Origin of the sequence: Mesorhizobium sp. B1-1-5 (genome assembly GCF_006443065.1) — a bacterium.
Taxonomy (GTDB): domain Bacteria; phylum Pseudomonadota; class Alphaproteobacteria; order Rhizobiales; family Rhizobiaceae; genus Mesorhizobium.
Map to the genome: position 1 here is coordinate 1 of NZ_VFWS01000003.1, position 26,959 is coordinate 26,959.

Below are 26,959 nucleotides of genomic sequence, written 5' to 3' on the forward strand. Positions count from 1 at the left end.
GTCTCACTCCGCTGGAACACCCCTCATCCGTCTCGGCGCTGCGCGCCGATCCACCTTCTCCCACAAGGGGAGAAGGACAGGGCGATCACTTCCCGGCGGTCCCGACCGTTTCCAGCGTCTTCGGCTTAGCCAGCCGGCCATGGCCCGAGACCGCGTTGCCGGCCTCCGGCGCAAGCCGCATGAAAGTGATCGATGCCGCCGCCGAGACGGCTGCCACGATGAAGAAGGCGATGTGGAAATCCCGTAGGGTTAGCGGCCCGCCATGGATCGAGGTCGACACTTCGAGGATGCCGCCAGCTAGCGCCACGCCGAGCGCGATCGACAATTGCTGGAAAACCGCCGTGATCGGCGTCGCCTTGCTGGTGTCGGCGGGCATGATCTCGGCATAGGAAAGCGCATTGACGCCGGTGAAGAACATCGAGCGGATGAAGCCGCCGACCAAAAGGATCGCCAGCATCAGCGCATAAGGCGTCTGCGGCGTGAACAGGCCGTAGATGGCGATCGATGCGGCCGCGACAAGCGAGCCCCAGATCAGCACGCGGCGGAAGCCGGCGAGCCTGAAGATCAGCGCGGTCACGAACTTCATGCCGATGGCGCCGATCGCCGAGACGAAGGTGATCATGCCGGACTGGAAGGGCGTCAGCCCGAAGCCGATCTGGAACATCAGCGGCAAAAGGAACGGCACCGCGCCGATGCCGATGCGAAACAGCGAGCCGCCGAGCACCGAGGACCGGAAAACCTGGTTGCGGAACAGCTCCAGCGCCAGCAGCGGGTTCCCGGCGCGGCGGGCATGGAGGAGATAGAGCGCGCCCGAGATTACGCCGACGACAATGGTGACGAAGCCGGCCGTCGGCGGCAGCGCCGGCAAGCTGACGACGGAAAGGCCGAAGACGACGCCGGAAGCGGCAAGGCCGGAGAGCACGAAGCCCGGGAAATCGAGCGGCGGCGTCTCGGCGGGCTCCGTCCTGGGCAAATAGCGGGTGGCGAGCCACATGCCGATGAAGCCGATCGGCACGTTGATCAGAAAAATCCAGTGCCAGGTGAAGTATGTGGTGATGAAGCCGCCGATCGGCGGGCCGACGAGCGGGCCGACCAGCGCCGGCACGGTCAGCCAGGACATCGCCGCGACCAGCTCGCTCTTGGGCGTGGCGCGCACCAGCACCAGGCGGCCGACCGGCGTCATCATCGCCCCGCCCATGCCCTGCAGGAAGCGCGACACCACGAAAGCCGGCAGTGAATTGGAAAACGCGCAGGCAACCGAGCCGGCGATGAAGACGCCGATCGCAGCGCGAAAGACGTTTTTGGCGCCGAACCGGTCGGCCATCCAGCCGCTGATCGGAATGAAGATCGCCAACGACACCAGATAAGCCGTCAGCGCCAGCTTCAGCGCGATCGGGCTGGTGTGGATGTCGACAGCGATCGCCGGCAGCGACGTCGCGATCACGGTCGAATCCATGTTCTCCATGAACAATGCGACCGCCAGGATAAGCGGGATGATGCGGTTCAAGGGAAACGCCCTGATCTGTCTTCGCGATTCTAGGCCCGGCTTGGGGGCGAACCGGTGCGACCGGGCGGTTATCACGCCTCGGCCCGGATGTCGCATTAAATTGCTGTCACTTTTGCGGGAGCGCAACCAGTGGTAGGGCAATTTCTCGGCGGAATGTCGTTGTACCGGGCGTACCGTCATACTACCGATGCTGCATGGAGTGCTGACATGGACAACACCGTTTCCATAGCTGACGTCGAACGCAAACTCTCCTTCATCCTGCGCGGAGCCAGTGAAGGACGGAGCTATGTCGTCGTAAGCAATGGGCGGCCTATGGCGCGGATCGTCCCTGCCGACGCGCATGACTTATTTCCCCGCTCGCGCGCAGCGTTGTTGTCTCGGCTCAAACAACAGCCGGTTGTCGCTGTCGGAAACTGGACACGCGACGACACTTACGACGACTAACGATAAGGTTCTTGGCGCGAAACAGGAACGCGTCCCATCCCGCAACGATCGGCTTTTCAACCGCCCCAGGACGTGGTACCAGCCAGCGCCAATCCTGAAAGGGAAGATGAGAGTCGGCGCTGGCCAATCGGCCTGGCGCCTTTTCCGCATTCAAAAGGACTGGCCATGGCAAAAATCATCGAAACGTCCACCGGCGCGCTGGCGCTGACCTTCGACGACGTGCTTTTGCAGCCCGGCCATTCCGAAGTCATGCCTGGCGAAACCGACATCCGCACCCGCATTGCCGGCGACATAGATCTCAACGTGCCGATCCTGTCGGCGGCCATGGACACCGTCACCGAGGCGCGGCTGGCGATCGCCATGGCGCAGGCCGGCGGCATCGGCGTCATCCACCGCAATTTCTCGCCGTCCGAACAGGCCGAGCAGGTCAGGCAGGTGAAGAAATTCGAATCCGGCATGGTGGTGAACCCGGTCACCATCGGCCCCGACGCAACGCTGGCCGATGCGCTGGCGCTGATGCGCGCCTATTCGATTTCCGGCATTCCGGTGGTCGAAAATGGCGGCACCGGCGGCCATACGGTCGGCCGTCTGGTCGGCATCCTCACCAACCGCGACGTGCGCTTCGCCTCCGACCCGGCGCAGAAGGTCTACGAGCTGATGACGCGTGAGAACCTGATCACGGTCAAGGAGAATGTCGACCAGGACGAAGCCAAACGTCTCCTTCACAAGCACCGCATCGAGAAGCTGGTGGTGGTCGACAGGAATGGCAATTGCGTCGGCCTGATCACCGTCAAGGACATCGAGAAGTCGCAGCTCAACCCGCACGCCACCAAGGACGCGCAAGGTCGCCTGCGTGCCGCCGCCGCCACCAGCGTCGGCGATGACGGCTTCGAGCGCGCCGAGCGCCTGATCGACGCCGGCGTCGACCTTTTGGTCATCGACACCGCGCATGGCCATTCGCAGCGCGTGCTGGATGCGGTGACGCGGGCGAAGAAACTGTCGAACTCCGTGCGCATCCTGGCCGGCAATGTCGCCACGGCCGACGGCACGCAGGCGCTGATCGATGCCGGCGCCGACGCCGTCAAGGTCGGCATCGGCCCGGGTTCGATCTGCACCACCAGAATCGTGGCCGGTGTCGGCGTCCCGCAGCTGTCGGCGATCATGTCGGCGGTCGAGACGGCCAGCAGGGCCGGCGTCAGTGTCATTGCCGATGGCGGCATCAAATATTCTGGCGATCTCGCCAAGGCGCTTGCCGCGGGAGCAAGTGCGGCCATGATCGGCTCGCTGCTTGCCGGCACCGACGAGAGCCCAGGCGAGGTCTATCTGCACCAGGGCCGCTCCTTCAAGGCGTATCGCGGCATGGGTTCGGTCGGCGCCATGGCGCGCGGCTCGGCCGACCGTTACTTCCAGGCTGAAGTTCGCGATACGCTAAAGCTGGTTCCGGAGGGCATTGAAGGGCAGGTTCCCTACAAAGGACCTGTGGCTGGCGTGCTGCACCAGCTTGCAGGCGGCCTGAAAGCCGCTATGGGTTATGTGGGTGGACGTGACCTTGCAGATTTCCGCGAGCGCGCCACTTTTGTGCGCATATCCAACGCCGGACTTCGTGAAAGCCATGCCCATGACGTCACGATCACCCGCGAAAGCCCCAATTACCCGGGCGGAATTTGATCGGGAGGCCGATCGGCCCGACCGCCGGGGGCTGTGGCGTTACTTGAGCGTGGCGGTGCTGCGGCTGTCGCGTCACGCGGCGGCGCTCTCCATTGCCTCGATTGCGCTGTTCCTGGTCATGACGGCGCTGGAGTTTCTCTATTTCCAGCGCTTGAGCGGCGGCCTGGCCTCGCTCGACATGCGCGTCGCCGGCTTCACGCCCGACGAAGGCATGGCGTGGCTCACCGCGCTCGGCCGGCGCGGCGGCGAGATCATTATCGTCTGGCACTATTTGACCTTCGATCTTTTGTTCCCGGCGCTGCTGTCGCTTACGCTGGTGAGCCTTATCCTCGCCTTCGGGCGGCGACTCAGCACCTTCCGCGCCATGCCGGCGCAGTTGCAGGCCCTGTTCTCGCTGGTGCTGGTGGCGCCCTATGGGGTCGCAGACTACGCCCAGAATTTTGCCATGGCGCGGCTGCTCTCCGATTTCCAGCTGGCCAATCCCGATTCGCTGGCCTTCGCCTCTTCGCTGACGGTCACCAAATTCGCGCTGCTGGCGATCCCGGTCTTCGTCATCGCGGTCTTCGCGCTGGCCGGGCGGCGACGCTGAGGACAAGCAGATGCGCCAGACAGCCATCTTCTGGCCGATGCTGGCACATGTTCTTCTGGTCTATGTCGTCTATCTGGTGATGTTCAAGCGGCGCTATCTCGCCGTTAAGTCGGGCGAGGCCAGGATCGGCCAGTACAAGGTCCGCTCAACCGAGCCCGCCTCGAGCATCACCGTCGCCAACAACCTGATCAACCAGTTCGAGCTGCCGGTTCTCTTCCACGTGCTGTGCCTGGCGCTGTTCGTCACCAACGGCGTGAACTACCTGACGCTGACGTTGATGTGGCTGTTCATAGTCACGCGCTATGTCCACGCCTGGGTGCATCTCGACAGAAACCATGTGCTGCACCGCAGCCGCGCCTTCTTCCTTGGCGCCGGCATACTTCTCATCGCCTGGATATGGTTCGCGCTCCACCTGCTCGAGGTGGTGTGAGCTTTCCCTTCTCCCCCTGTGGGAGAAGGTGGCCGCGCAGCGGCCGGATGAGGGGTGTTCCAGCTTGACACGGACTTAAGCCAGCATTGGATGCCGCGATAAGAGATCGCCAGCGTTTCACTCCGCTGGAACACCCCTCATCCGTCTCGGCGCTGCGCGCCGATCCACCTTCTCCCGCAAGGGGAGAAGGGGGAGGCGCTACAGCTCGAACAACGCGATCCGGCGCTTGTCGAATTTGATGCCGATCTCGCCGCGTACCAGCCTTAGCGCCTGCTCGCCGAAAACGGCGCGCCGCCAGCCCTGCAACGCCGCCACGTCGGCTTCGTCGCCCTCGGCGGCTATGCGGTCGATATCGTCGCTGGAGGCAAGCACCTTGGTAGCCACGCCTTCCTTCTCCGCGACGATCCTGAGCAGCACCTTGAGCAGTTCCGCCGCCGCGCTCGACCCCTCCGGCGGCTGCACGCTTTTCGGCAGTTTCGGCATCGCGTCCTTGGGCAGCGCCAGCGCCGCGTTGACCGCGCCGAGCAGCGCGGTTGCCGTCGCGGAGCGTTCCCAACCTTTCGGCGTGGTGCGCAGCTTGCCGAGCGCGGCCGCATCGCGCGGCGCCTGCTGGGCGATCTCGTAGATCGCGTCGTCCTTGAGCACACGGCCGCGCGGCACGTCGCGCTCGCGCGCCTCGCGCTCGCGCCAGGCCGCCACCGTCTGCACGATCGCCAGCTCCTGCGGTTTGCGCAGCCGCATCTTCAGCCGTTTCCAGGCATCCTCGGGATGCGGATCGTAGGTGTCGCGCGAGGTGAGGACATCCATCTCCTCGTTCAGCCAGTGGCCGCGATTCTCGCGCTTCAGCTCGGCGCTGAGATGCTGGTAGACCTCGATCAGGTGGGTGACGTCGGCAAGCGCGTATTCGAGCTGCTTGTCGGAGAGCGGCCGGTGCCGCCAGTCGGTGAAGCGCGAGGACTTGTCCAGCCGGGCTCCGGTGACCTTCTGCACGAGCTGGTCGTAGGAAACGCTGTCGCCGAAGCCGCAGACCATCGCCGCCACCTGGGTGTCGAACACCGGATGCGGCACCAGATCGCCGAGATGGACGATGATTTCGATGTCCTGGCGCGCCGCGTGAAAAACCTTCAGCACCGCTTCGTTGGCCATGAGCCGGAAAAACGGTTTCAGGTCGATGCCGGGCGACAACGGGTCGATAAGCGCCTCAATCCCAGGCGCGGCGATCTGGATCAGGCAAAGGATCGGCCAGAAGGTCGTCTCGCGGATGAATTCGGTATCGACGGTAACGAATTCCGATTTTTCGAACGCCGCGACAACGCTCTCGAGTTCTTCTTGTGTGGTGATGACCTGCATCAAATCGCTTTTGGCACAATATTAGGCCTCTTTCAATTTCAGCCGCGCGCGCATTCGTCAAGCGCCGCGACGTCGTCACGCACCGCTAGTTTCGCGCGATGGCGATATGCGATGGCCCGGCGGGGCGGTTCAGGCCTCGCCGGCCTGCGCCTCCACGCTTTGCCTTGCGGTGTCCGCGGCTTCGGCCGATGGCCGTCGGCCAAGCGCGCCGGCTGTGGCCAGGCTGAGCAGGATGAACGGGATACCGATGCCATAGGCCGAGCGGATACCCCAGTGGTCCGACACGAAGCCGAGCAGCGGCGGGCCAAGCAGAAAGGCGACGAAGGAGATCTGCGACAGAGCCGCGACATTGATCGCCGCCGGACGGTCTGTGCGCTGCGCCGCAGCCGAGATCGCCAGCGGAAAGATGGCGCTGCTGCCGATGCCCAGAAGCGCGAAGCCCAGCATCGAGATGAGGGGCAGGGGCGAGAAGAAGACGATGAACACGCCGACCGCCATTGTTGCCAGCAGCACGCGCGCTACGCCGCTCGGCGAGTGGCGGTCGACAAAGCTGTCGGCGAAGAAGCGTGTCGTCGCCTGCGAGAAGGCGAACAGCGCCACGGTGAAGCCGGCAACGAAGGGGCCTGAGTCGAACACTGTGCGCATATAGATGGCGGACCAGTCCATGCTGGCGCCTTCCATCAGCATTGCCGACAGTGTCACCGCGACGAGGATGAGGATCGGCAGCGTCGGGCGGGCGAATATCGGCGGCTTGTCGCCGGTCGCGGCGAAACGGGCAGGTGCGGGTTCGAAGCCGCCCAGGAACAGCGCCATCGCAACCGCCACGGTCGGCACCACCAGCGCCAGATGCAGTTGCGGCGACAGGCCGAGATGCGCCAGCGCGCCGCCGAACAGGCCGGCGCCGAAGAAGCCGATGCTCCAGAACGAATGCGCCCGGTTCATGATGCGCCGCTTGAGCAGGAACTCGGTCCTGTCCGCCTCGACATTCAAAATGATCTCGATGCTGCCGATCATTAATCCGACCGGGAGCAGCATCAGGAACAGGGCCGCGGGGCCTGACGCATGCACCGCGACGGCATAGGCGAAGCCAAGCAGCGGCACCAGCCACAGCAGCGCGCGGCGGAAGCCGACGCGCTCCAGGATCGGCGTCGCCAGCGTCAGCGCGATCAGAGTGCCGATCGGCGTCCCGATCAGGGCGAGACCGAGCGTGCCGTCCTCGATCTGCATGGCCCGCTTGATATCGGGCAGCCGCGGAAAGATATTGCCCATGGCAAAGGAATAGATCGCGAAGCCGGCATAGACGCGGTGCTGGGGGGCGAGTTTCAGGCCAAGGGTCATCAGGCAAATCCGATAAGGAGTTTTTGGCGGCGGCTCTCAGGCTGCCGGTGACGTTGTTTCTTGCATGAACAGGCAAAACATGCAATAACGTGCACAAATAAATAGGATCGTGCATGCTTACTGAAGAACGCCACCAACTCATTCGCGACCGGCTTGCGGCCGACGGAAAGGTGCTGGCGGGCGAGCTCGCCAGCCGTTTCGGCGTGTCGGAGGACACTGTGCGCCGCGATCTGAGGGAACTGGCGAAGGCCGGGCAGCTGCGTCGCGTTTATGGCGGCGCTGTCCCATCGGGGCCCTTTGCAGCCGCGCCGCTCAGCCAGCGCAGCCGTCATGCGGTCGAGGAGAAAACCCGGCTCGCCAAGGCGGCTGTTGCGCTGCTCGGCGCGGGGCAGTCGCTGTTCATCGACGGCGGCACGACCAACGAGGCGATCGCCCGGGCGATCCCGCGCGACATGGAGCTGACCGTCGCCACCAACTCGCTGGGCGTCGCCTCGGCTCTGACGGACCTTCCCCTGGTCGAGCTGATCGTGCTCGGCGGCCGCTACGTGCCCGATCTCGGCACCTGCGTCGGGACCGATACGCTCGCCGCTGTGGCGCAGCTCGGCGCCGATCTGTTCTTTCTGGGCTCCTGCGGGCTGGATGTCGCGCGCGGCGTCACCGCCTTCGATTCGGCCGAAGCCGAGGTGAAGCGCGCCATGGCGAAAAACAGCGCCGGCATCGTCATTGCCGTCACCAACGACAAGCTCGCCACCGCGGCGCCCTATCGCGTGGCGGAGGCCGATGCGATCCGCCATCTCGTGGTGGAAAGGACCGCACCTGCTGCCACGCTCGCCGATTTCCAAAGTCGGGGTGTGCAAGTCCACTTTGCCTGAACGGTCGCAGCGGCGCGCCTGTGTGACCGCTTGCCTTGACAAAGCCGGCCTCTCATGCGCTTTTCGCGCCAATTTTCGAGCCGGGCCGGCGCCCGCAATTTCCGGACTTACCCCATGACCATGCATCGTTACCGCAGCCACACCTGTGCCCAGTTGAGAAAGAGCGATGTCGGCAATTCCGTCCGCCTGTCGGGCTGGGTGCATCGCGTGCGCGATCATGGCGGGCTGCTCTTCATCGATCTTCGCGACCATTACGGCCTGACCCAGATCGTCGCCGATCCGGATTCGCCGGCCTTCAAGGTCGCCGAGACCTTGCGCGGCGAATGGGTGATCCGCGTCGACGGCGAGGTCAAGGCGCGGCTGCCGGAAACCGTCAATCCGAACCTGCCGACCGGCGAGATCGAGATTTTCGCGCGCGCGATCGAAGTGCTGTCGGCCGCCAAGGAGCTGCCGCTGCCGGTGTTCGGCGAGCCGGATTACCCCGAGGACATCCGCCTGAAATACCGCTTCCTCGATCTGCGTCGCGAGACGCTGCACAAGAACATCGTCGCGCGCACCAAGATCATCGCCGAGATGCGCAAGCGCATGGGGGAGGTCGGCTTCACCGAGTTTTCGACGCCGATCCTCACCGCGTCGTCGCCCGAAGGCGCGCGCGACTTCCTGGTGCCGTCGCGCATCCATCCCGGCACCTTCTACGCGCTGCCGCAGGCACCGCAGCAGTACAAGCAACTGATCATGGTCTCCGGCTTCGACCGCTATTTCCAGATCGCGCCCTGCTTCCGCGACGAGGATCCGCGCGCCGACCGCCTGCCGGGCGAATTCTACCAACTCGACCTCGAGATGAGCTTCGTCGAGCAGGACGATGTGCTCTCCACCCTAGCGCCGGTGATGACGTCCGTGTTCGAGGCTTTCGCCAATGGCAAGCCCGTCACCAAGGAATGGCCGCGCATCCCCTATGATGTTGCCATGCGCAAATACGGCACCGACAAGCCGGACTTGCGCAACCCGATCGTAATGCAGGCGGTTTCCGATCATTTCCGCGATTCCGGCTTCAAGGTCTTCGCCAACATCCTGGCCAACGATCCGAAAGCGCAGGTGTGGGCCATCCCGGCAAAGACCGGTGGCAGCCGCGCCTTCTGCGACCGCATGAATTCCTGGGCGCAGGGCGAGGGGCAGCCTGGCCTCGGCTACATCTTCTGGCGCAAGGAAGGCGAAAAACTCGAAGGCGCCGGTCCGCTCGCCAAGAACATCGGTGAGGAGCGCACCGAGGCGATCCGCCTCCAGCTCGGCCTTGCCGACGGAGACGCTGCCTTCTTCGTCGCCGGCGACCCGAAGAAGTTCGTCTCCTTTGCCGGTGCGGCGCGCACCCGAGCCGGCGAGGAATTGAACCTCGTCGACCGCGACCGCTTCGAGCTCTGCTGGATCGTCGACTTCCCGTTCTTCGAATGGAACGAGGACGAGAAGAAGATCGACTTCGCCCACAATCCGTTCTCGATGCCGCAGGGCGGCATTGACGCCCTGACCAACCAGGAGCCGCTCGGCATCAAGGCCTTCCAGTACGATGCGGTCTGCAACGGCTTCGAGATCGCCTCGGGCGGCATCCGCAACCATCTGCCGGAAACCATGGTCAAGGCCTTCGAGATGGTCGGTCTGGATCGGCAGACGGTCGAGGATCGCTTTGGCGGCCTCTACCGTGCCTTCCAGTATGGCGCGCCGCCGCATGGCGGAGCGGCATTCGGCATCGACCGCGTCGTCATGCTTTTGGTCGGCGCCAAGAACCTGCGCGAGATCACCATGTTCCCGATGAACCAGCAGGCCTACGACCTGTTGATGAACGCGCCTTCGGAAGCGAGCCCGCAGCAGCTGCGCGAGCTGTCGCTGCGCGTCGCCGCGGCGAAGAAGGAAGGCTAAAAGCCGTAGCCAGGATATTCTTTTCGCTACAAGAACCGCCTTCAACAAGAAAAGCCCGGCATCGCTGCCGGGCTTTTCTTTGGACTGACTGTTCGATCAGTCCTGGTTCGCCTTGACCTTGACGCCAAGCGTCTTCGGCAGGTCGAGCGGGTTGGACATGGCGCCGGCCATGATCAGCGCGAACGGCACCGACGACGGCGGCTCGGCCGAGATTTCCAGGCTCTTTGGATTGTCGAGGAAGGTGTTGACCGCCGCCGAGACTTCCGCCGTCAGCTCGGGATTGTTGAGCTGCGCCATGCCGAACGGCACGATCGCCTTGGCCTGGTTGGCGACGTCCTTGGCCGACATGCCTTGTTGCTTGCCGACATAGTCGAGCACCTTGCCGGTGAGCGAATCGTCCTCGAAGCGCACCGATGCGCCGTTGAAGGAAAGCTGCTGCATCAGGCCGAGCATGGCCATGCCTTGCGCGGAATTGTCGGCGCCTTCCGGCTGGGCGGCGAGCTTCTTCTGCATCTCCTGCATCGACTTGATGAAGTCGAGCGTGTAGCCGCCGAGGTTGAAAGTCATGCCGAGCGTGCCGGCATTCTCGACCGATACGTCATATTTCGACAGCTCCATCTTGCCGTCGCTCGGCTGCCAAGTGCCGGCCATCGAGATGTTGCCCGAGATGTTCTGGTAGCCAAGCGCGTCGATCGCTTCCTTGGACTTCGGATCGTCGACCAGCGACAGGTCGGCGGTGAATTTTTCGGTGTTGGCGGTAAAGTCCATCGCCTTGCCGTCGGCCGGGGGGGTGATCTGGACGGCAAGCCCGTCCATCGCGAAAGCCGTCTTGTCGCCGACCTTGACCGTCATGTTGGAAAGTTCCGCCGACTTGTACATCATCAGCGAGCCGAGCGGATCGGTGCCGCCTTCGGCCGGGACCTTCATGTCGTGGACGACCACCGGGCTGAGATTGAGCGTAACGCCGTCCTTGCTGTGCTCGAAAGGCGAGGTCGAGAGGGTTGCGATCTCATAGCCGCCATTGGCTTCGCTGACTCCTTCCAGCTTCACGTCGCCTATCGGCAGCGCTTCCTTCTCGGCCGCCGGCTTGATGGAAACACCTTGCAGGACGGCGTTCGAATCGTCGCCGGAGACGCCTGTCCAGGAAATCTCGACGCCCTGGGCGGCAAGGGCCGCCTTGATGCGCTCGGCCACCGCCGGATCGGCGGCGAAGGCCGAATTGAGCGGCAGCGTCAGCAGAAAGGTCGAAAAGGCCAGTTTCTTGAGTGTTGAGCGTTGGATTGTCATGGCGAGTTCCCTGTCCTGGATTGCCTATTGTGAAATTATTTTTGACATCTGCTCCATCACCATTCCGTGACGAACGGGACGGGAAAAAGGCATTTCCGGGCCCATTTGTCGAAAACGGCGATGAAAAGCAAACGCCGGTCGGCAGCTATTGCCCGATGCGGTGAATTTGTCATGAAGACCGCGGCTTTCCTCCGCCAGCGCGTTGCATTGCCAGATAGCGGCCGCATGTAACGGATTGATGTTGGCCGGCGTTGTATTGCCGACTAAGCCTGTTGCAGATCGGCGGCAAATTGCAGCCGCCGCGGCGCCGCTTCCGTGAAATTCTTCACACCGCCGGCTGCGCATCTATAGCCGCGGCGAATGCGCCGACGTTCACGCGGCGCTTGCCGCGAATCACCCGCTCGGCTAGTCCAAATCCATGGGAAAAAGGCTTTTGCCGCCTGACGACAATGGCGGCGGCGATAAAATCGAACCGGTCGATCTGAAGGAAGCGCTCGAGCGGCGCTACCTCGCTTACGCGCTGTCGACCATCATGCACCGGGCGCTGCCGGACGTGCGCGACGGACTGAAGCCGGTCCATCGCCGCATCATGCATGCCATGCGGCTGCTCAGGCTCAACCCCGATCAGGGCTTCGCCAAATGCGCCCGCATCGTCGGCGACGTGATGGGCAAGTTCCATCCGCATGGCGACCAATCGATCTACGACGCCTTGGTGCGCCTCGCGCAGGATTTCTCGATGCGCTACCCGCTGGTCGACGGGCAGGGCAATTTCGGCAACATCGACGGCGATAACGCCGCGGCGATGCGCTACACCGAAGCACGCATGACCGAGGTGGCGAGCGAGCTGCTTGCCGGCATCACCGAGGACGCGGTCGATTTTCGGCCGACCTACAATGAAGAGGACGAGGAGCCGTCCGTCCTGCCGGGCGCTTTCCCCAACCTGCTCGCCAACGGCTCGTCGGGCATTGCCGTCGGCATGGCGACCTCGATCCCGCCGCACAACGCCGCCGAGCTTTGCGACGCAGCACTCCATCTGATCGAGCATCCCGAAGCGCCGGTGGCGAAGTTGATGGATTTCGTCCAGGGGCCGGATTTTCCGACCGGCGGCATCATCGTCGACAGCCGCGCCTCGATCCTCGAAGCCTATGAGACGGGCCGCGGCGGTTTCCGGGTGCGCTCCAAATGGGGCCAGGAGGACCAGGGCAGGGGCACCTGGAGCATCGTCGTCACCGAGATCCCTTATGGCGTGCAGAAGGCCAGGCTGATCGAGAAGATCGCCGAGCTTTTGATGGCGCGTAAGCTGCCGCTGCTCGAAGACATCCGCGACGAGAGCGCGGAGGACATCCGCATCGTCCTGGTGCCGAAGAGCCGCACGGTCGATCCCGGCATCCTGATGGAATCGCTGTTCAAGCTCACCGAGCTTGAAAGCCGCTTCCCGCTCAACATGAACGTGCTGTCGCGCGGCAAGGTGCCGAACGTCCTGTCGTTGAAGGGCGTGCTGAGGGAGTGGCTCGACCACCGCCGTGAGGTTCTGATCCGCCGCTCGAAATACCGGCTCGGCGAGATCGAGAAGCGGCTGGAAATCCTCGCCGGCTACCTGATCGCCTATCTCAACATCGACGAGGTCATCAGGATCATCCGCGAGGAGGATGAGCCCAAGCAGGTGATGATGGCCCGCTGGTCGCTCACCGACAACCAGGCCGAAGCGATCCTCAACATGCGCCTGCGCGCCTTGCGCAAGCTCGAAGAGATCGAGATCCGCAAGGAATTCGACGGCCTCACCGCCGAGAAGAAGCAGATCGAGGCCCTGCTGGCTTCGGACGCCAAGCAATGGTCGACGATCAAGTGGGAAGTCGCCAAGGTCCGCGACACGTTCGGTCCGCAGACCGAGCTCGGCAAGCGTCGCACCCAGTTTGCCGATGCGCCCGAGCACGACTTGACCGACATCGCGCATGCGATGATCGAGCGCGAGCCGGTCACTGTCGTTGTGTCGGAAAAGGGCTGGCTGCGCGCCATGAAGGGCCACCTGACCGACCATTCGCAGCTCACCTTCAAGGAAGGCGACAGCCTGAAGCTTGCCTTCCATGCCCAGACCACCGACAAGATCCTGGTCTTCACCACCGGCGGCAAGTTCTACACCATCGGCGCCGATCGGCTGCCGGGCGGGCGCGGCCATGGCGAGCCGATCCGCATCATCGTCGACATGGAGAACGACCAGGACATCGTCACTGCCTTTGTCCATGATCCGAAGCGCAAGCTGCTGCTCGTCTCATACGACGCCAACGGCTTCGTCGTTTCGGAGGAGGAGGTCGTCGCCAACACCCGCAAGGGCAAGCAGGTGATGAACGTCAAGGCGCCGGACGAGGCCAAGCGCTGCATTCCGGTTTCGGGCGACCATCTCGCCATCGTCGGCGAGAACCGCAAGTTGCTGGTCTTCCCGCTGGCCGAAATCCCGGAGATGGCGCGCGGCAAGGGCGTGCGGCTGCAGAAGTACAAGGACGGCGGCGTGCTGGACCTGAAGACCTTCACCCTGCAGACGGGGCTCTCCTGGCAGGATTCGGCCGATCGCACTTTCACCAAGTCGCGCGAGGAGCTGGCCGAGTGGATCGGAGCCCGCGCCGCCGCCGGCCGCATGGTGCCGAAGGGTTTCCCCAGGACGGGGAAATTCGGGTAGCGAGGCTCCACCTTCTCCCACAAGGGGAGAAGGCAAGGGCATCTATTTGGACTATCGTCACGATTGCTGCACTATGATGGTGCATAAGCATCCATCGAACCATCAGGCAGGGAGCAACGCCGGATTGAAGCGGGCTGAGATCCAGAAGCCGGGGCAGCGACTGTTCGGCCTGTCGACGCCGCTCAGGGCGGCCGTCATCCCGCCACTGTCGGCGGCGCGTTGGCTCCTGGTGCTGATCGTCGCCGCCGGTGTCTATTTCTTCCACGGGTTCCTGTTCCCGGTGCTGGCGGCGCTTGTCATCGCCTTCGCCAGCTGGCCGCTCTACCGCCGGCTCCTCGTCGGCGTCGGCGGCAACCGCACGGTCGGCGCGACTTTGGCGATCCTTTTCATCCTCACCTTCCTGGTGGTGCCGATCGCGCTTGCCGGCACCTATGCCATCAATGAGCTGCGCGAGTGGGTCACCTGGGCGATCGAGACCAATCGCCACGGCGCCGTGACACCGGGTTGGATCGCCACCATGCCGGTGGTCGGCGAATGGCTGAACGAGCAGTGGACGGCCTATCTCGGCCACCCCGGCGGCATCGGCGAGTTGATCCAGCTGATCAGCGGCTCCAACATCGGCAGCATCTATCGCGGCGCCCTGGCCGCCGGCGGCAGCGCCTTCAGCCTGATGCTGACGCTTCTATTCATGATGATTGCGCTGTTCTTCGCCTATCGCGACGGCGAAGCTTTCGCGGCCCAGATCGATCGCCTCGGCGAACGCATCCTGCCGACGCGCTGGGAGCGGATCTCGCGCGTCGTGCCGGCAACCATTTCCTCGACCGTGACGGGCATGACCATCATCGCCATCGGCGAGGGCCTGGTGCTCGGCATCGCCTATTGGCTGGCCGGCGTGCCGTCGCCGGTGACGCTCGGCGCGCTCACCGGCATCATGGCTCTGATCCCGGGCGGTGCGCCGCTCTCCTTCACCCTGGTGTCGATCTACCTCGCCGCCAGCGGCAAGCTTTTCGCTGGCACGGCGCTCTTCATTTGGGGCGCGGTCGAGCTCTTCATCGTCGACAAGACCTTGCGGCCCAAGCTCGTCGGCGGCCCGATCAAGCTGCCCTTCCTGCCGACCTTTTTCGGCCTGATCGGCGGCGTCAAGACGATGGGTTTTCTTGGCCTGTTCATCGGCCCGGTGTTGATGGCGCTGCTCGTCGCCATCTGGCGCGAATGGCTACGCGAGGTCGAGATCATGGACGAGCTTCCGCCTGTCGCCGACGAGGCCGGCGCGCCGCCGCAGATCGAAGCGGCGGCCGAGCCGAGGAAAGTTCAGGCCGGGTAAACCACGGCAAGCGCAGCACGGCGCTTGCGGCCCTCATGCAATTGCCACAGCGAATGCGCGACCAGCGTCACGATCAGGATCGTGCCGCCGATCAGGCTGTTGCGCGTGGGCGCCTCGGCGAAGATCAGCCAGACCCAGACCGGCGCCAGCACCGTCTCCAGAAGATAGAACATCGCCACCTCTGGGCCTGAAATGTATTTCGGTCCGTTGGCAAGGCAGAAGAACGAGATCGGCATGATCACGGCGCCGTTGAAGACGATCCACCACGGCGCGTTCACGTGAACGCCTTCGCCTGAAACCATGAAGACGGCGAGCGCCAGCGGCAGGATGACGCCGACCAGCGCGGTGAAGCCCATGTCCTTGCCGCTGGCGCGCGAAATGGTGATGGCGAGGGCGACGAAGAAGGTCGAGCAAAGCGCCATGAAATCGCCGAACAGATGCCCGGTGCCGACGGAGCCGCCGACGATGATCAGCACGCCGAAGATCATCGCGAGCATGGCGATGACGGTTGCAGGCCGTGGTCTTTCCTTGAGGAAGAGCCATGACAGCAGCGCCGCGAACACGGTGTTGAAGGCCAGGATGAAGACAAGGTCGGCTGTCGAGGTGTGATAGACCGCCGTGACGAAGCATATCCCGGTCATGCCGTAGCAAAAGGCCACGGCAAGTCCCGACCAGCCCGGGATGAGCCGGGGCGCATTCCGGTCGAACGACCGCCAGACGGCCCACACCACCAGCCCGGCCAGCAAGGTGGTGGCGGTGCGCAACATCATGATCGTCCAGGGCGTGCCGTCGGCGAGCCGGATCAGCGGTATGTCGATGGTCAGTGTGAGGCCGCCTACGGCGGTGATCAGGAGGCCTTTCTGGTGGTCGGTATGGGTGGACACTTGGGCATCTCGCAAACAATCTTGAGGAGGCGCACAGCGGCCACGCCGCGCTCGTTCCAGCCTGAGGGCCGAAAGACCGGCGTTCTCCTCCTTGAAACAGTTAAGGATGAAGCGTGGGGCGGTTCAGCGACTGACCGCTTCGTGGTCGTAGCGTTCCCAGCCTTTCGGGCCGAGATGCTCCTGCGGCATGAAGCGCATCTTATAATTCATCTTGCGCGAGCCGTTGACCCAGTAGCCGAGATAGACATGGGGCAGTCCCATCGCCTTGGCGCGGGCGATGTGATCGAGGATCATGAAGGTGCCGAGCGAGCGGTCCTCGAAGTCGGGATTGAAGTAGGAATAGACCATCGACAGGCCATCGGCCATCTTGTCGGTGAGCGCGACGGCTATCAGCTCGCCATGGCCCTTGCCGGTGATGAACGTGTCGGGGCCGCGACGCCGGTATTCGATGATCTTGGTGTCGACATGCGTGTCTTCCACCATCATCGCATAGTCGAGCACGGTCATGTCCGACATGCCGCCGCGGCGATGCCGGGCGTCGAGATAGCTGCGGAAGAGGGAGTATTGCTCGGTCGAAGGTTGCGCGTCATGCATGGCGCCGACGAGGTCGGCATTGTGCTGGATGACGCGGCGCATGTTGCGGCTGGGGCTGAATTCCTGTGCCAGGATGCGGACCGACACACAGGCGCGGCACGATTCGCAGGCCGGACGGTAGGCGATGTTCTGCGAGCGCCGAAAGCCGCCTTGCGTCAAGAGGTCGTTCATCTCCGGCGCCTTGTCGCCGACAAGATGCGTGAACACCTTGCGCTCGAACTGTCCCTCCAGGTAGGGGCACGGCGACGGCGCGGTCAGGAAGAACTGCGGCGACTGGGTCGGATGCTGCGTCATCTAATCTTGGAAACGCTCCTGCGAATCGCCCTACCTTTGGCCCGGTCGCCGAAAAATTCAACAGGATTATGCTGCCGCGATGGCCTTGGCCTGTTCATATTTAAGCACAGGCGACGCGGCGGTTTGATGCGCGCGGCCGTGAATCCGTCAGATATCGGTGCGGGTTACCACGGTGCCGAGCAGCAGGTCGTGCAGCGTGCGCTTGCGGTCGGAGAACAGCGTGACCAGAAGCACCAGCGGCGTCAGGATAACGTTGCCGGCCCAAAACAGCACAGAGTGCACCACGGCCGTCATGCCGTCGATGCGGCTGCCGTCGAGCTTCTCCAGGCGGATGCCCATGATCTTCATGCCGGTCGTCGCCTGGTCGCGGCTGCCCAGCGTGTTCCAGATGTAGAGGATGGCGACCATCGGCACCAGCACCGAAAACAGCGCCCAGCCGAGGCCGAAGGTCAACAGGCCGAGAATGGCGACCAGAATGGCGAAGGGAATGGTCAGTAGCGCGACGAAGAAATAGTCGAGCAGGAATGCGAAAATGCGCCTTGTCCGCACCCCACGATAGGCGCGGGTGTCCTCGAACCTCGTCGTGATGATCTCGCCGTCCAATACGCGTGCGTTCATATCAGTTCCTCGATCGCAGCACCCCCAGGGAATGCCTGCCGCCTTTTCAAATGGTGAAGGCGGCCTGGAATTCAAGGAACGTGCCCGTCACCGCCGGGCGCGATGTCAGAAGATGCCGGGACAGAGCCTGTAGCGAACCCGCCCGAGATAGTCGCGATACTCCTCAGTCAGCGCCAGGATGCGCTCCTCGCGCAGGATGCGATGGACCTGGAACAGGGTGATGATCGCGTAGACGGCGAAATTGTAGAGCGAGAAGCTCGACAGCAGGAACAGGATGTGCCCTGCCAGATAGCCGGCATAGATCGGGTGCCGCACGAAGCGGTAGGCGCCGCCGGTGACGACGCCGCGATTGGCAGGCAGGATGGCGAAGGAACGGCCAAGCGACATCTTGCCCCAGATCACCAGCCACAGCGCCAGGAATTGCAGCGGTGCCGCGATATAGAGCGGGATGATGGCGATGCCGTCCTGGAGCGATATGAAACCCGAGCCGAAACCGGCCGTCAGCGAGATGAATACCGTGAAAGGGCTCCAGTCGCGGACAATCGGTCGGCGCGCCAGCAGCAGCCAGGTAAAAGTCAGCACATCGGAGATCATGAGCAGCAGAATGTTCAGCCGGCCCGGATCGATGACCAGATGGTACGCGCCGCGATAGACGAAGACCGCGGCGACGGCCAGCGCGATGAAACGGAACAGGCCTTCGCGCAGGTCGGTGACAACCGCGCGGCTCTGAAGGCCGGACCAGAAACCGGTCTCTGCGCCAGGCAGCGCATCGCTTTTGGAAATCGCCAACTCTGTTGCCCCGGTGGTCCCCTCGACATGGACAATTGCACGCAAGCCTTGCCGTCCGGTTAAGGTTTCGCATGCTTTTGGTTGCGTCGGCGGATTCGCCTGCCGAGGGAATGGTGTTGCCTGTTGAACATGACATTCTTCCCGGTCTAGCTTGCTGCGGCGCACAAAGGGGACGGGACATGGACTACGACATGCTGGTCATCGGCAGCGGCCCTTCGGGGCGCCGCGCCGCGGTGCAATCGGCCAAGCTCGGCAAGTCGGTGCTGGTGGTCGACAGGGGCCGGCGCCTGGGCGGCGTCTCGGTGCATACCGGCACCATCCCGTCGAAGACGCTGCGCGAGACGGTGCTCAATCTCTCGGGCTGGCGCGAACGCGGTTTCTACGGACGCGGCTACCGGGTCAAGCAGGACATTTCGATCTCGGATCTGGTCGACCGGCTGCACAAGACGCTCGACCATGAGGTCGAGGTGCTGCAGCACCAGTTCATGCGCAACACGGTGAAGAGCGCGCGCGCCGCGGTGAAGTTCCTCACGCCGAACAAGGTCAGCCTGACCGCCGACAATGGCGACTACAGCGAAGTCGGATTCGCCAACGCGCTGATCGCCGTCGGCACCAGGCCGCACCGCCCGGCCGACGTGCCCTTCGACAAGAAGCGCGTCTTCGACAGCGACGAGATGCTGGAGCTCCATCATCTGCCGCGCACGCTGACGGTGATCGGCGCCGGCGTCATCGGCGTCGAATACGCCACCATCTTTTCCGCCCTCGACGTGCCGGTGACACTGGTCGAACCGCGCAACACCATCCTCGACTTCATCGATCGCGAAATCGTCGACGACTTCATCCACCAGATGCGCGACCGCGGCATGACCATTCGGCTGGGCAGCACGGTGAAGGAGATCGCCTCGAAACCCGACCACGCCGAAGTGACGCTGGCCGACGGCCGCACCATCCGCTCCGAGATGGTGCTCTACGCCGCCGGCCGCACCGGCAATGTCGCCAGCCTCGGCCTCGACACGGTCGGCATCGAGGCCGACGCCCGCGGCCGCATCAAGGTCGATCCGCATACCTTCCAGACCACGGTTTCAAACATCTATGCTTCCGGCGATGTCATCGGCTTCCCGAGCCTGGCTTCGACGTCGATGGAGCAGGGCCGGGTGGCGGCTTGCCACGCCTTCGGGGTTCACCTGCCGCCGCCGCCGGAAAGCTTTCCCTATGGCATCTACGCCGTGCCGGAGATTTCGACGGTCGGCCTGTCGGAAGAGCAGGTGCGCGACAGCGGCGCGGCCTACGAGGTCGGCCTGGCGCGTTTTCGCGAGACCTCGCGCGGCCACATCATGGGCGTCTCTAGCGGGTTCCTGAAGCTGTTGTTCTCGGTCGAGACGCGCCGCCTGCTCGGCGCCCACATCGTCGGCGAAGGCGCCACCGAGCTCATCCATATCGGCCAGGCGGTGATCAATCTCGGCGGTACGGTCGACTTCTTCGTCAACAATACCTTCAACTACCCGACGCTGGCCGAGGCCTACAAGATCGCCGGTCTGGATGCCTGGAACCGGATGGGGCAGGGGTGAGGGGATTGGCGCTGCGGAATCCGGCCAAGCTGGCCGGCTAACCTTCCATCTGCGACAGCAGCGAAAGCATCACGTCAGCCGAAGGCATCGGCAGCACCGCCTCGATCTCGGCTGGACGCACGCCGGCGATGGCGTCTGCATCGCCCGCCACGGTGCCGAGCGGCCCGCGGAACCCGTGCTTCGACCAGGCAAGTTGCTGCAGCTTCGGGCTGGTCAGCGCTTCGAGCAGCGGATCGACCGCCGGATCGATGACGATCAGCGGATGCGCCGAATAGACGGTAGGACGCGGGTAGAGGATTTCCGGCTTGGCGCCGGCGCCGGCCTGCACGCGCTGCCAGCGCGCCGGGTCGGCGAGCGCCCATTCCACCAACTGGTTCTCGTAGCCCACCGCCATCGGCTCGGCGCCGAGGCCGCCGGCGATATACTGGTCGAACAGCTTGCCCGACGAGGACGATTTCAGGCCCATGCTGCGGAAGATCGACTTTGCCTCCTCGCCATGCCGGGCAAGCAGTTCCTGCGTCGCCACGTCGCCGCTCAGCAGACTGAGCACCAGCCCTGCGAACATGAAGCCGGAATTGGAGCGGTTGGGATCGGTGGACACGATACGGGCGCGGCCGTAGAGCTCGGAGATGCCAAGATCCGACCAGTTCTTGCCGGCAAGGATGGCATCGAGGAACGCCTTGAGGTCGAGCTGGTTGTAGCCGCCCTTGGCCGCGACGGTGACCAGGCCGCTCTTCTTCAGACCTTCGACCACCGGTCCCCAAGTGTAGACGACGATCGGCGAATTGAGCACGACCTGGTCGTTGCGGATCGAGACGCCGCTCTTGCGTGCGAGATCGACCATGATCGACGAGGACGGCCATAGGAATTGCGGCTTCTGCGTCAAGAGCGCCGGCTCGCGCACCATCTCGACCGAACCAGCGACACGCGCGTCGAGCTCCAGCCCATAGCCAGCCAGCGCGCTGACGACATCGGGGTCGGAAAGGAAAGCCTGCTTCTCGCCGCCGACGAAGCCGAACAGATGCGCGCGGTTGCCGAGATAATCGCGGAATTCCGGCCGGTCCTTGAGCGTCAGATAGCCGCCCGTTCCGGCCGCGGCGGCGGCAAGCAGTCCCAGTCCGAAAGCGCGACGAGAAAGGGCCATCAGCGACCGATATCCTCTTTCAGCGACTCCTGGATGAGCCGAAGGTCAACGTCGAGCGTGCCAAGCTCGGAATCGGCCTGGCTGTCGGCATAATGCACGAAAGCATCCTGCAGCTTGGTGATCACCGCGCCGATAGTGGCAAGCCGCTGCTGACTTGGCGCGCGGCGATCGGCAAGCGCGGCATAGCCTTCCGCGACTTCCGCCGCCTGCGGCACGTAATAGGTCAGGAAGCGCCGGACGGAAGCAGCGCTCGCCGGCTTCGCCTCGACCTTGGATATGACGTCGGTGGCAATGTCGGACAAGTTTCTCACCTTGGCCTTCATATCCTTGTCGGCGATCGAGCCGGCGGCCGCCGCCAGGCGGTCGGCCGCCGGTTGCGCCTGCGCCAGCAATTCGCGCGCGAACGCCACCTGGCCGCCGCCGATCGAGCCGAGGTCGAGCCCTTCGAAAAGCTGGCGCGGCGCCAGCACGAAGATCAATCCGGCAAAGACCAGAACCGAGATCACGGCCGAGACCAGGAAGGGGAAGTGGGTGAGCGTGCTGAGACCAATCAGCAGCGCGGCCGACACCAGCCCCGCCACGATCCAGTTCCAGTCATTGCCGAACAAACCGCGCATCGTTGGCCTTAGTTGTAGCCGCGCGCGGCGCGGAAGGCACCGGCAAGGTCGCCGCCGCCGTCGAAGACGCGCGCCGAGGTCGCTTTGGCCAGGCTGTCGAGCTGGCTCTTGTCGGCGTCGCCGAAAGTGATGCCGAACACCGGCACCCGTACCGGCGCCTGGCGCCACTCAGCCAAAAACGGCTCGGCGCTGCCGTCGGTGCGGCCGTCGGTCATGATGACGATGGCCGGCAGGTATTTCGGCAGATTCGGGGTGGCCAGGATCTTCTGCAGCGCTTGCGAGGCGCAGGCGTACATGTCCGTGCCGCCGCCGGCGCGCTGCTGCGCCACGTCACCGAGCAGCTGGTTCTGGCCCGACGGATCGCCCGTCGCGTCGAAAATGTCGCGCACGGTGCTGTCGAAAGGCAGCACGAAGATGTGATCGGACCGCGTCCATTGCACCAGCACTTCGCTCGACTTTTCCGGCGTGAACAGGAACTGCGCGGCCGTCTGCAGCTGCTTTTCGCCCTGGTCCTCCATCGAGCCGGAGAAATCGAAGCACAGCGCCGTCAGCGACGGCTTGCGCAGCGCCTCCTGATAGAGGTTTAGCGCCGTCCGGATTACCGCCGGCTCCGGCATGCGGATCGAGGTCACTAGCTTGGCGGGGTCGAAATTCCAGTCGGGTTCGGCCGTCGCCTGGGCTGCGGCGCCGCCCAGCGGCAGCCGCCGGCCGGTGTCGGCGATGCGCTTGCGCACCGTATCCGACTGCAGATAGGCGAGCAGGCTGGTGAAGAATTTTTCGACGTCGGCGCCGCGCCCGTGATCGATGAAGCCGAGTGGGGAATCGCCGACCGCCACACCGTCGGCCGGATAGACCGCATAGAGCGGCTCGTCGCCCATCTGCTTCAGTTTGTCGTTGGTTTCTTTCAGCGTCGCCTCGTAATTCCACATCGCGTCATAGAGCGTCCCCTTGCGCGCGGAATCTACATAGAGGTCGGCCAGCCAGCCCGAAGAACCCGAAGAGCGCTCGACGCCTTGCAACAGCGCGCCGACGGTGTCTTGGACAGCGGGACTGTCGAGGTCGCCGGGCTGGATCACTTCCTTGCCGCCAAGCGCGCTGGAGAGCATCGCCAGATAGGCGCTGGCGCCGGAATTGGACTGCGTGGCCGAGGTCATCAGGAATTTGAGCTTGCCGTCCTTCACCGCGGCAAGAATGTCCTTCATGAACACGTCCTTGCCGATCCAGCCGAGTTCGGCGGCCTTGGATTTGCGCACGCCGAGGATGACCGGCATCTGCGCGATCGAAGTGAGGTTGCGGACCTTGCGGCCGGAATCGAACAGGTCGACCCAGACGCTCGATGCCGGCCAGACCGCGTCCTGATCGAGCCCGCTGGCCTTCTGCAGGCCGAGGCCGATGTCGAGCGAGCCCTGGTAGGAGATGGTACAGGTCGCGCCCTGCTTGGCGCAGAATTCCTGCACGATCGGCTCCAGCACCGTGTTTTCGGAACCGGAGACGATCGAGAATTTGACGTTGCTCGAATTGCAGGCCGCCAGCAGCAGTGCGGCCGCCAGCGCAAGAACGGACGAAAGCTTCATTGGCATCGAGGCTCCGTCAGCCCTCGAGCCGGACGATTCAGGTCCACTCGACCTGAAATCGTCCGGCTCCAAATCAAAGAGATTGAGCATGATGTCGTCCGAAACCGCTTCACACTTTTCGGCATCATGCTCCGGTGAGCGCTTTCTTGAGGTCGGCCGTCATCTGGTCCATCTGCTTTTCGGCATCGGCCCGCCTCTGCCGGCCTTGCTCCTGCACCTTGAGCACGCCTTGCACCGTGTCGATCAGGTCGCGGTTGGCCTGGGCCAGCGTCTCGACATCGACGATGCCGCGCTGCGCCTGCTCCTCGATGGAGATGGCCTGATCCTTCATCATCTTCGATGTTTGGCGGATCATCTCGTTGGTGGCATCGGTCACGGTCTTTTGCAGTTCCAGCGCCGACTTCTGGTTGGTCAGCCCAAGCAGGATGACCATTTTTTGCTTCCAGGCCGGCACGGTCAGCGCCGAGGTCGCCTGCAGGTTCTCGATCAGCGTCTCGTCGCCCGACTGCACGATGCGGATCTGCGGCAATTGCTGGATGCCGAGCTGGCGCGCCTGCACCAGATAGAAGATGCGCTTTTCCAGCCGGTCGAGTGCCTGCACGGCGTCCTGATAGGTCTGCGCCTCCAGCGCTCCAGCAGAATCGCTGGCCTTGGCGTCGGCCGCGGCTTTCAGCTTCGGCAACTCGTTGGCGCGGTATTCATCGACGAATTTCTTGCCGGCCTGCACATAAGCGTCGAGATTGAGGATGGAGTCCTTGGTCTGCTCATGCAGGTCGTCGAGCACGGCGATATCGCGGCGCAGCGTGTCCTTGTGGCGGTCGAGCTCCAGGCCGATGCGGTCGATCTGCCCGGCGACATCCTCATACTTTTCCTTGAAGCGCTCGAGCCGTGCCTTGAACGAGGAGAACAGGTTGCTCAAGAACCCTGCTTCCTTCAGCGAAGCAGGGTCGAGGTTCTTGGCCTTCATGATGATGTCGGTCAGCAGCGTGCCGGTGTCGCCGAGATCGCGGTTGCGAATCTGAGACAGGATCTTGTCGGCATAGTCGCTGACCGCCTGCTGGGCGCGGTCGCCGAAGACCGAAATCGCCGCGCGGTCGCGAATATCGATGCCGCCTTCAATCCTGGCGACCTCGCCTGGGCTGGCGGCAATGGCGGGCAACTTCGAAGTGTCGTCGAGCAGAGTGATGCTGTTCTCGTCGGCCATTGAGACCTCCCCCTCGGTGAACAGTATCTCGATAGACAGTGTGTGACAGACATATGACAGTAGGGCGGTATGCCGCCTTGGAGTGTGAAGTGCCTCACATTTTCAGCTCTTACCTGCGAGAGGCTGGCGCACGATTCAGGCAGGCGGCGCAGGCGCTGCCAGCCATTGCCGCAGGATCGCGGCGTCCGCATCGCCGAATTCGTGGCCCGAGGCAACAATGCGCGCGTCGACCTCGGCGCGGCGCTCGCTGAACAGTGTCACCAGGGCAGGGGTGAAAGGGCCATAGGTCTGGTCGGCCGCCCCGGCAATGATCAACACACGGCTGCCGCCGAGGTCGGCCATTGGCGAGATGTCGAGCACCGGCATCGCCCTCAACAGCGCTGCCTGTCTGACCAGGCCGGGATGGAGCAGCATCAGGCTGGAGATGACATTGGCGCCGTTCGAATAGCCAAGGAAGGTCGCGCGTTGCAGATCGAGCCCATGTTGGCGCGACACTTCCGTTGCGAACTGGGCATAGGCGGCCGTCTCGGCACGGATGGAGGTTTGCTCAAAACTGGTCGGCGTGATTCGCTCGAACCAGCGAAATCCGTCCTCCTGTGGAATGCGGCCGCGCGCCGCGACGATCACCGAACGCGGCGCGATCTGCCTCGCCAGCGGCAGCATCGTCGTCTCGTCGACACCCGACCCGTGCAGCACGAACAGGCACTCGCCGCTTGCGTTTGCCGGCCTCAGCAAACGGTAAGGGAAGGTGAGGTCCTGGCGCAGGATACTGTTTTTCTCGCCATATTCGGGAGCGCTCATATCCATTTGATTCCATGAGAGATTCGTTGATTTGCCGGCTTCAAAACGGAATATTTTCGCGCTCCGCGAAAGTTGATTGAACCAGGCGCAATTCAGTCCGTTTTTCCGCCGATACACTCCCCCGTGGGAGGAATCGAAGCGGTGCGCCCCGGGGGTCGCATTTGCTGGCTATGAACAACCAGCTTTGAGGCCTTTTGTCGATGACCACCCCTGTCCCTAACGACCGCGACAAGCGTGTCGGAGAGCGCGATACGCGCATCAACGATCGTGACACACGTATCAACGATCGTGACACGCGTATCGACGTGCTGCGCGCGCTCGCGTTGCTCACCATTTTCGTCGACCATGTGCCTGGCACCGTCTTCGAGAACTGGACCTACAAGAACTTCGGCTTTTCCGACGCGGCGGAAGCCTTCGTGCTGATCTCCGGCATCTCGGTGGCGCTGGCTTACGGCACGAAGTTCAAGCCGGGCGGCCGATTGCTAGCGACCTTGAAGATGTGGCGGCGCGCCGGGGTGCTCTACATCTCCCACATCGTCATCACGATGGTGGTGATCGCGCTGTTTAGCGCCGCCGCTCTGTTCGCGCACCGGCCGGAAATGCTGGCGATGATCAACATCGAACCCTTGATGCGCAACACGCCGCAGGCGCTGCTCGGCATCGTCACGCTCGGCCACCAGCTCGGCTACAACAACATCTTGCCGGTCTATGCGGCGCTGCTTCTTGCGGCGCCTGCTTTCGTGCTGTTCGTCAGCTATCGGCCGGTGCCGGCGCTGATCGTATCTGGCCTGCTGTGGCTAGCCGCCGGCATCTGGCAGATCGCGCCACCGAATTATCCGGAGCCCGGCCTCTGGTTCCTCAATCCGCTGTCCTGGCAATTTCTGTTCAACATCGGCCTTGCCGCCATGCTGCATGTGAAGCGCGGCGGGCGCATCCCGGTCAATCCGTGGCTGCTGGGTGCCGCCGGCCTCTATGTGGTCGGCGCGGCGATCTGGGTGCACACTCCGCTCTGGGGTCAGATCACCTGGTTCAACCTGCCGGTGGTGATCGGCGGCTTCGACAAGACCTTCCTGTCGCTGCCGCGGCTCTTGCACATTCTTGCGGTCAGCTATCTGATCGTCGCGCTGCCGGCGGTCTCCAACCTCTTCCGCGTCCGGCCCGACAATCCGCTCGCGATCCTGGGCAAGCGCTCGCTGCCGGTTTTCATCGCCGGCACGCTGCTTGCCATGGCGGCGCAGGTGCTGAAGCTGATCAACCCGGGCGGCCCGGCCTACGACACGCTGCTGATCGCGGCAGGCATCGCCATGCAGCTCGCGCTTGCGCTCTACCTCGAATGGCTTGCAAGCCTCGGCCCATCTCGCGCCAAGCCCGTGCGCGAGGAGCCTGCGCGTGCGACGTTCGGCGTGCAGCCGCTGCCGGCGCGGGCGGGCGGCTACTAACCGCAGGGCAAGGAAATGCCTGCGATCTATCCGAATTGC

The 26,959-nt window shown here is 63.8% G+C and carries 24 protein-coding genes; 10 read left to right on the plus strand and 14 right to left on the minus strand.

The features are described 5' to 3' along the window. Positions 1 to 85: 85 nt before the first annotated feature. Complete coding sequence (locus tag FJ980_RS01755; RefSeq protein ID WP_140541245.1) at positions 86 to 1,507, minus strand: MFS transporter; 1,422 nt, start codon at positions 1,505 to 1,507, stop codon at positions 86 to 88. Positions 1,508 to 1,714: 207 nt separating this feature from the next. Here FJ980_RS01755 and FJ980_RS01760 point away from each other — a divergent pair, with 207 nt between their 5' ends. The 4 genes from FJ980_RS01760 (at position 1,715) to FJ980_RS01775 (ending at position 4,638) form a co-directional block, all read left to right on the plus strand. Then, positions 1,715 to 1,951: a type II toxin-antitoxin system prevent-host-death family antitoxin gene (locus tag FJ980_RS01760; RefSeq protein ID WP_140541246.1), complete on the plus strand. Its 237-nt coding sequence runs from the start codon at positions 1,715 to 1,717 to the stop codon at positions 1,949 to 1,951. 165 nt (positions 1,952 to 2,116) lie between these two features. Further along, positions 2,117 to 3,619 carry an IMP dehydrogenase gene (gene guaB, locus FJ980_RS01765; RefSeq protein WP_140541247.1) on the plus strand — a complete coding sequence of 501 codons (1,503 nt, stop codon included), beginning with the start codon at positions 2,117 to 2,119 and terminating at the stop codon, positions 3,617 to 3,619. Positions 3,620 to 3,662: 43 nt separating this feature from the next. Further along, positions 3,663 to 4,208: a hypothetical protein gene (locus tag FJ980_RS01770; protein ID WP_246676277.1), complete on the plus strand. Its 546-nt coding sequence runs from the start codon at positions 3,663 to 3,665 to the stop codon at positions 4,206 to 4,208. Between the two features lie 10 nt (positions 4,209 to 4,218). Then, positions 4,219 to 4,638: an MAPEG family protein gene (locus FJ980_RS01775; RefSeq protein ID WP_140541248.1), complete on the plus strand. Its 420-nt coding sequence runs from the start codon at positions 4,219 to 4,221 to the stop codon at positions 4,636 to 4,638. Between the two features lie 198 nt (positions 4,639 to 4,836). Here FJ980_RS01775 and rnd read toward each other — a convergent pair whose 3' ends face one another. Both rnd and FJ980_RS01785 read right to left on the minus strand, forming a co-directional pair. Continuing rightward, on the minus strand, positions 4,837 to 5,988 hold the full coding sequence (gene rnd / locus FJ980_RS01780; protein WP_140541249.1) for a ribonuclease D: 1,152 nt from the start codon (positions 5,986 to 5,988) through the stop codon (positions 4,837 to 4,839). Between the two features lie 129 nt (positions 5,989 to 6,117). Beyond that, on the minus strand, positions 6,118 to 7,326 hold the full coding sequence (locus FJ980_RS01785) for an MFS transporter (RefSeq protein ID WP_140541250.1): 1,209 nt from the start codon (positions 7,324 to 7,326) through the stop codon (positions 6,118 to 6,120). A gap of 113 nt (positions 7,327 to 7,439) precedes the next feature. Between FJ980_RS01785 and FJ980_RS01790 the strand changes: the two genes are divergently transcribed. Then, positions 7,440 to 8,198: a DeoR/GlpR family DNA-binding transcription regulator gene (locus FJ980_RS01790; protein WP_140541251.1), complete on the plus strand. Its 759-nt coding sequence runs from the start codon at positions 7,440 to 7,442 to the stop codon at positions 8,196 to 8,198. A 120-nt stretch (positions 8,199 to 8,318) separates the two neighbouring features. After that, positions 8,319 to 10,109 carry an aspartate--tRNA ligase gene (gene aspS, locus FJ980_RS01795; RefSeq protein WP_181181079.1) on the plus strand — a complete coding sequence of 597 codons (1,791 nt, stop codon included), beginning with the start codon at positions 8,319 to 8,321 and terminating at the stop codon, positions 10,107 to 10,109. Between the two features lie 96 nt (positions 10,110 to 10,205). On the opposite strand, the gene FJ980_RS01800 is transcribed toward aspS, so the two are convergent. Together FJ980_RS01800 and FJ980_RS01805 are read right to left on the minus strand one after the other, a co-directional pair. Beyond that, the gene (locus tag FJ980_RS01800; protein WP_140541253.1) at positions 10,206 to 11,396 is read right to left on the minus strand and encodes a hypothetical protein; all 1,191 of its coding nucleotides are present in this window, start codon (positions 11,394 to 11,396) and stop codon (positions 10,206 to 10,208) included. Between the two features lie 24 nt (positions 11,397 to 11,420). Then, positions 11,421 to 11,741: a hypothetical protein gene (locus FJ980_RS01805; RefSeq protein WP_140541254.1), complete on the minus strand. Its 321-nt coding sequence runs from the start codon at positions 11,739 to 11,741 to the stop codon at positions 11,421 to 11,423. 73 nt (positions 11,742 to 11,814) lie between these two features. Here FJ980_RS01805 and parC point away from each other — a divergent pair, with 73 nt between their 5' ends. Both parC and FJ980_RS01815 read left to right on the plus strand, forming a co-directional pair. Beyond that, positions 11,815 to 14,070, plus strand: a complete 2,256-nt coding sequence (gene parC / locus FJ980_RS01810; protein ID WP_140541255.1) for a DNA topoisomerase IV subunit A — start codon at positions 11,815 to 11,817, stop codon at positions 14,068 to 14,070. Positions 14,071 to 14,194: 124 nt separating this feature from the next. Beyond that, the gene (locus FJ980_RS01815; RefSeq protein ID WP_140541256.1) at positions 14,195 to 15,394 is read left to right on the plus strand and encodes an AI-2E family transporter; all 1,200 of its coding nucleotides are present in this window, start codon (positions 14,195 to 14,197) and stop codon (positions 15,392 to 15,394) included. Here FJ980_RS01815 and FJ980_RS01820 read toward each other — a convergent pair. From FJ980_RS01820 to FJ980_RS01835, 4 genes are all read right to left on the minus strand, one after another. After that, positions 15,382 to 16,278: a DMT family transporter gene (locus FJ980_RS01820; RefSeq protein WP_140541257.1), complete on the minus strand. Its 897-nt coding sequence runs from the start codon at positions 16,276 to 16,278 to the stop codon at positions 15,382 to 15,384. The two genes, FJ980_RS01815 and FJ980_RS01820, sit on opposite strands and share 13 nt — an antisense overlap. 123 nt (positions 16,279 to 16,401) lie before the next feature. Further along, entirely contained in the window at positions 16,402 to 17,166 is a 765-nt protein-coding gene (locus FJ980_RS01825; protein ID WP_095767708.1) for an arginyltransferase, read from the minus strand. Positions 17,167 to 17,313: 147 nt separating this feature from the next. Continuing rightward, complete coding sequence (locus FJ980_RS01830; protein WP_073989170.1) at positions 17,314 to 17,784, minus strand: RDD family protein; 471 nt, start codon at positions 17,782 to 17,784, stop codon at positions 17,314 to 17,316. 105 nt (positions 17,785 to 17,889) lie between these two features. After that, positions 17,890 to 18,618 carry an isoprenylcysteine carboxylmethyltransferase family protein gene (locus FJ980_RS01835; RefSeq protein WP_246676278.1) on the minus strand — a complete coding sequence of 243 codons (729 nt, stop codon included), beginning with the start codon at positions 18,616 to 18,618 and terminating at the stop codon, positions 17,890 to 17,892. Between the two features lie 134 nt (positions 18,619 to 18,752). Here FJ980_RS01835 and sthA point away from each other — a divergent pair, with 134 nt between their 5' ends. Further along, the gene (gene sthA, locus FJ980_RS01840; protein WP_140541258.1) at positions 18,753 to 20,141 is read left to right on the plus strand and encodes a Si-specific NAD(P)(+) transhydrogenase; all 1,389 of its coding nucleotides are present in this window, start codon (positions 18,753 to 18,755) and stop codon (positions 20,139 to 20,141) included. A 37-nt stretch (positions 20,142 to 20,178) separates the two neighbouring features. Here the strand turns inward: sthA and FJ980_RS01845 are convergent, their stop codons facing one another. The 5 genes from FJ980_RS01845 to FJ980_RS01865 form a co-directional block, all read right to left on the minus strand. After that, complete coding sequence (locus FJ980_RS01845; protein WP_140541259.1) at positions 20,179 to 21,285, minus strand: hypothetical protein; 1,107 nt, start codon at positions 21,283 to 21,285, stop codon at positions 20,179 to 20,181. Then, entirely contained in the window at positions 21,285 to 21,902 is a 618-nt protein-coding gene (locus FJ980_RS01850; RefSeq protein ID WP_140541260.1) for a 5-bromo-4-chloroindolyl phosphate hydrolysis family protein, read from the minus strand. The genes FJ980_RS01845 and FJ980_RS01850 overlap by 1 nt, the downstream gene beginning before the upstream one ends. Before the next feature lie 8 nt (positions 21,903 to 21,910). After that, positions 21,911 to 23,482, minus strand: a complete 1,572-nt coding sequence (locus FJ980_RS01855; RefSeq protein ID WP_140541261.1) for a substrate-binding domain-containing protein — start codon at positions 23,480 to 23,482, stop codon at positions 21,911 to 21,913. A gap of 118 nt (positions 23,483 to 23,600) precedes the next feature. Next, positions 23,601 to 24,680, minus strand: coding sequence for a toxic anion resistance protein (locus FJ980_RS01860; protein WP_140541262.1), 1,080 nt, complete (start codon positions 24,678 to 24,680; stop codon positions 23,601 to 23,603). 135 nt (positions 24,681 to 24,815) lie between these two features. Further along, positions 24,816 to 25,481, minus strand: a complete 666-nt coding sequence (locus FJ980_RS01865; RefSeq protein ID WP_140541263.1) for an alpha/beta hydrolase — start codon at positions 25,479 to 25,481, stop codon at positions 24,816 to 24,818. A gap of 200 nt (positions 25,482 to 25,681) precedes the next feature. Between FJ980_RS01865 and opgC the strand changes: the two genes are divergently transcribed. Next, a complete protein-coding gene (gene opgC / locus FJ980_RS01870; protein ID WP_140541264.1) occupies positions 25,682 to 26,920 on the plus strand; it encodes an OpgC domain-containing protein in 1,239 nt (412 codons plus the stop codon). Positions 26,921 to 26,959 lie beyond the last annotated feature (39 nt).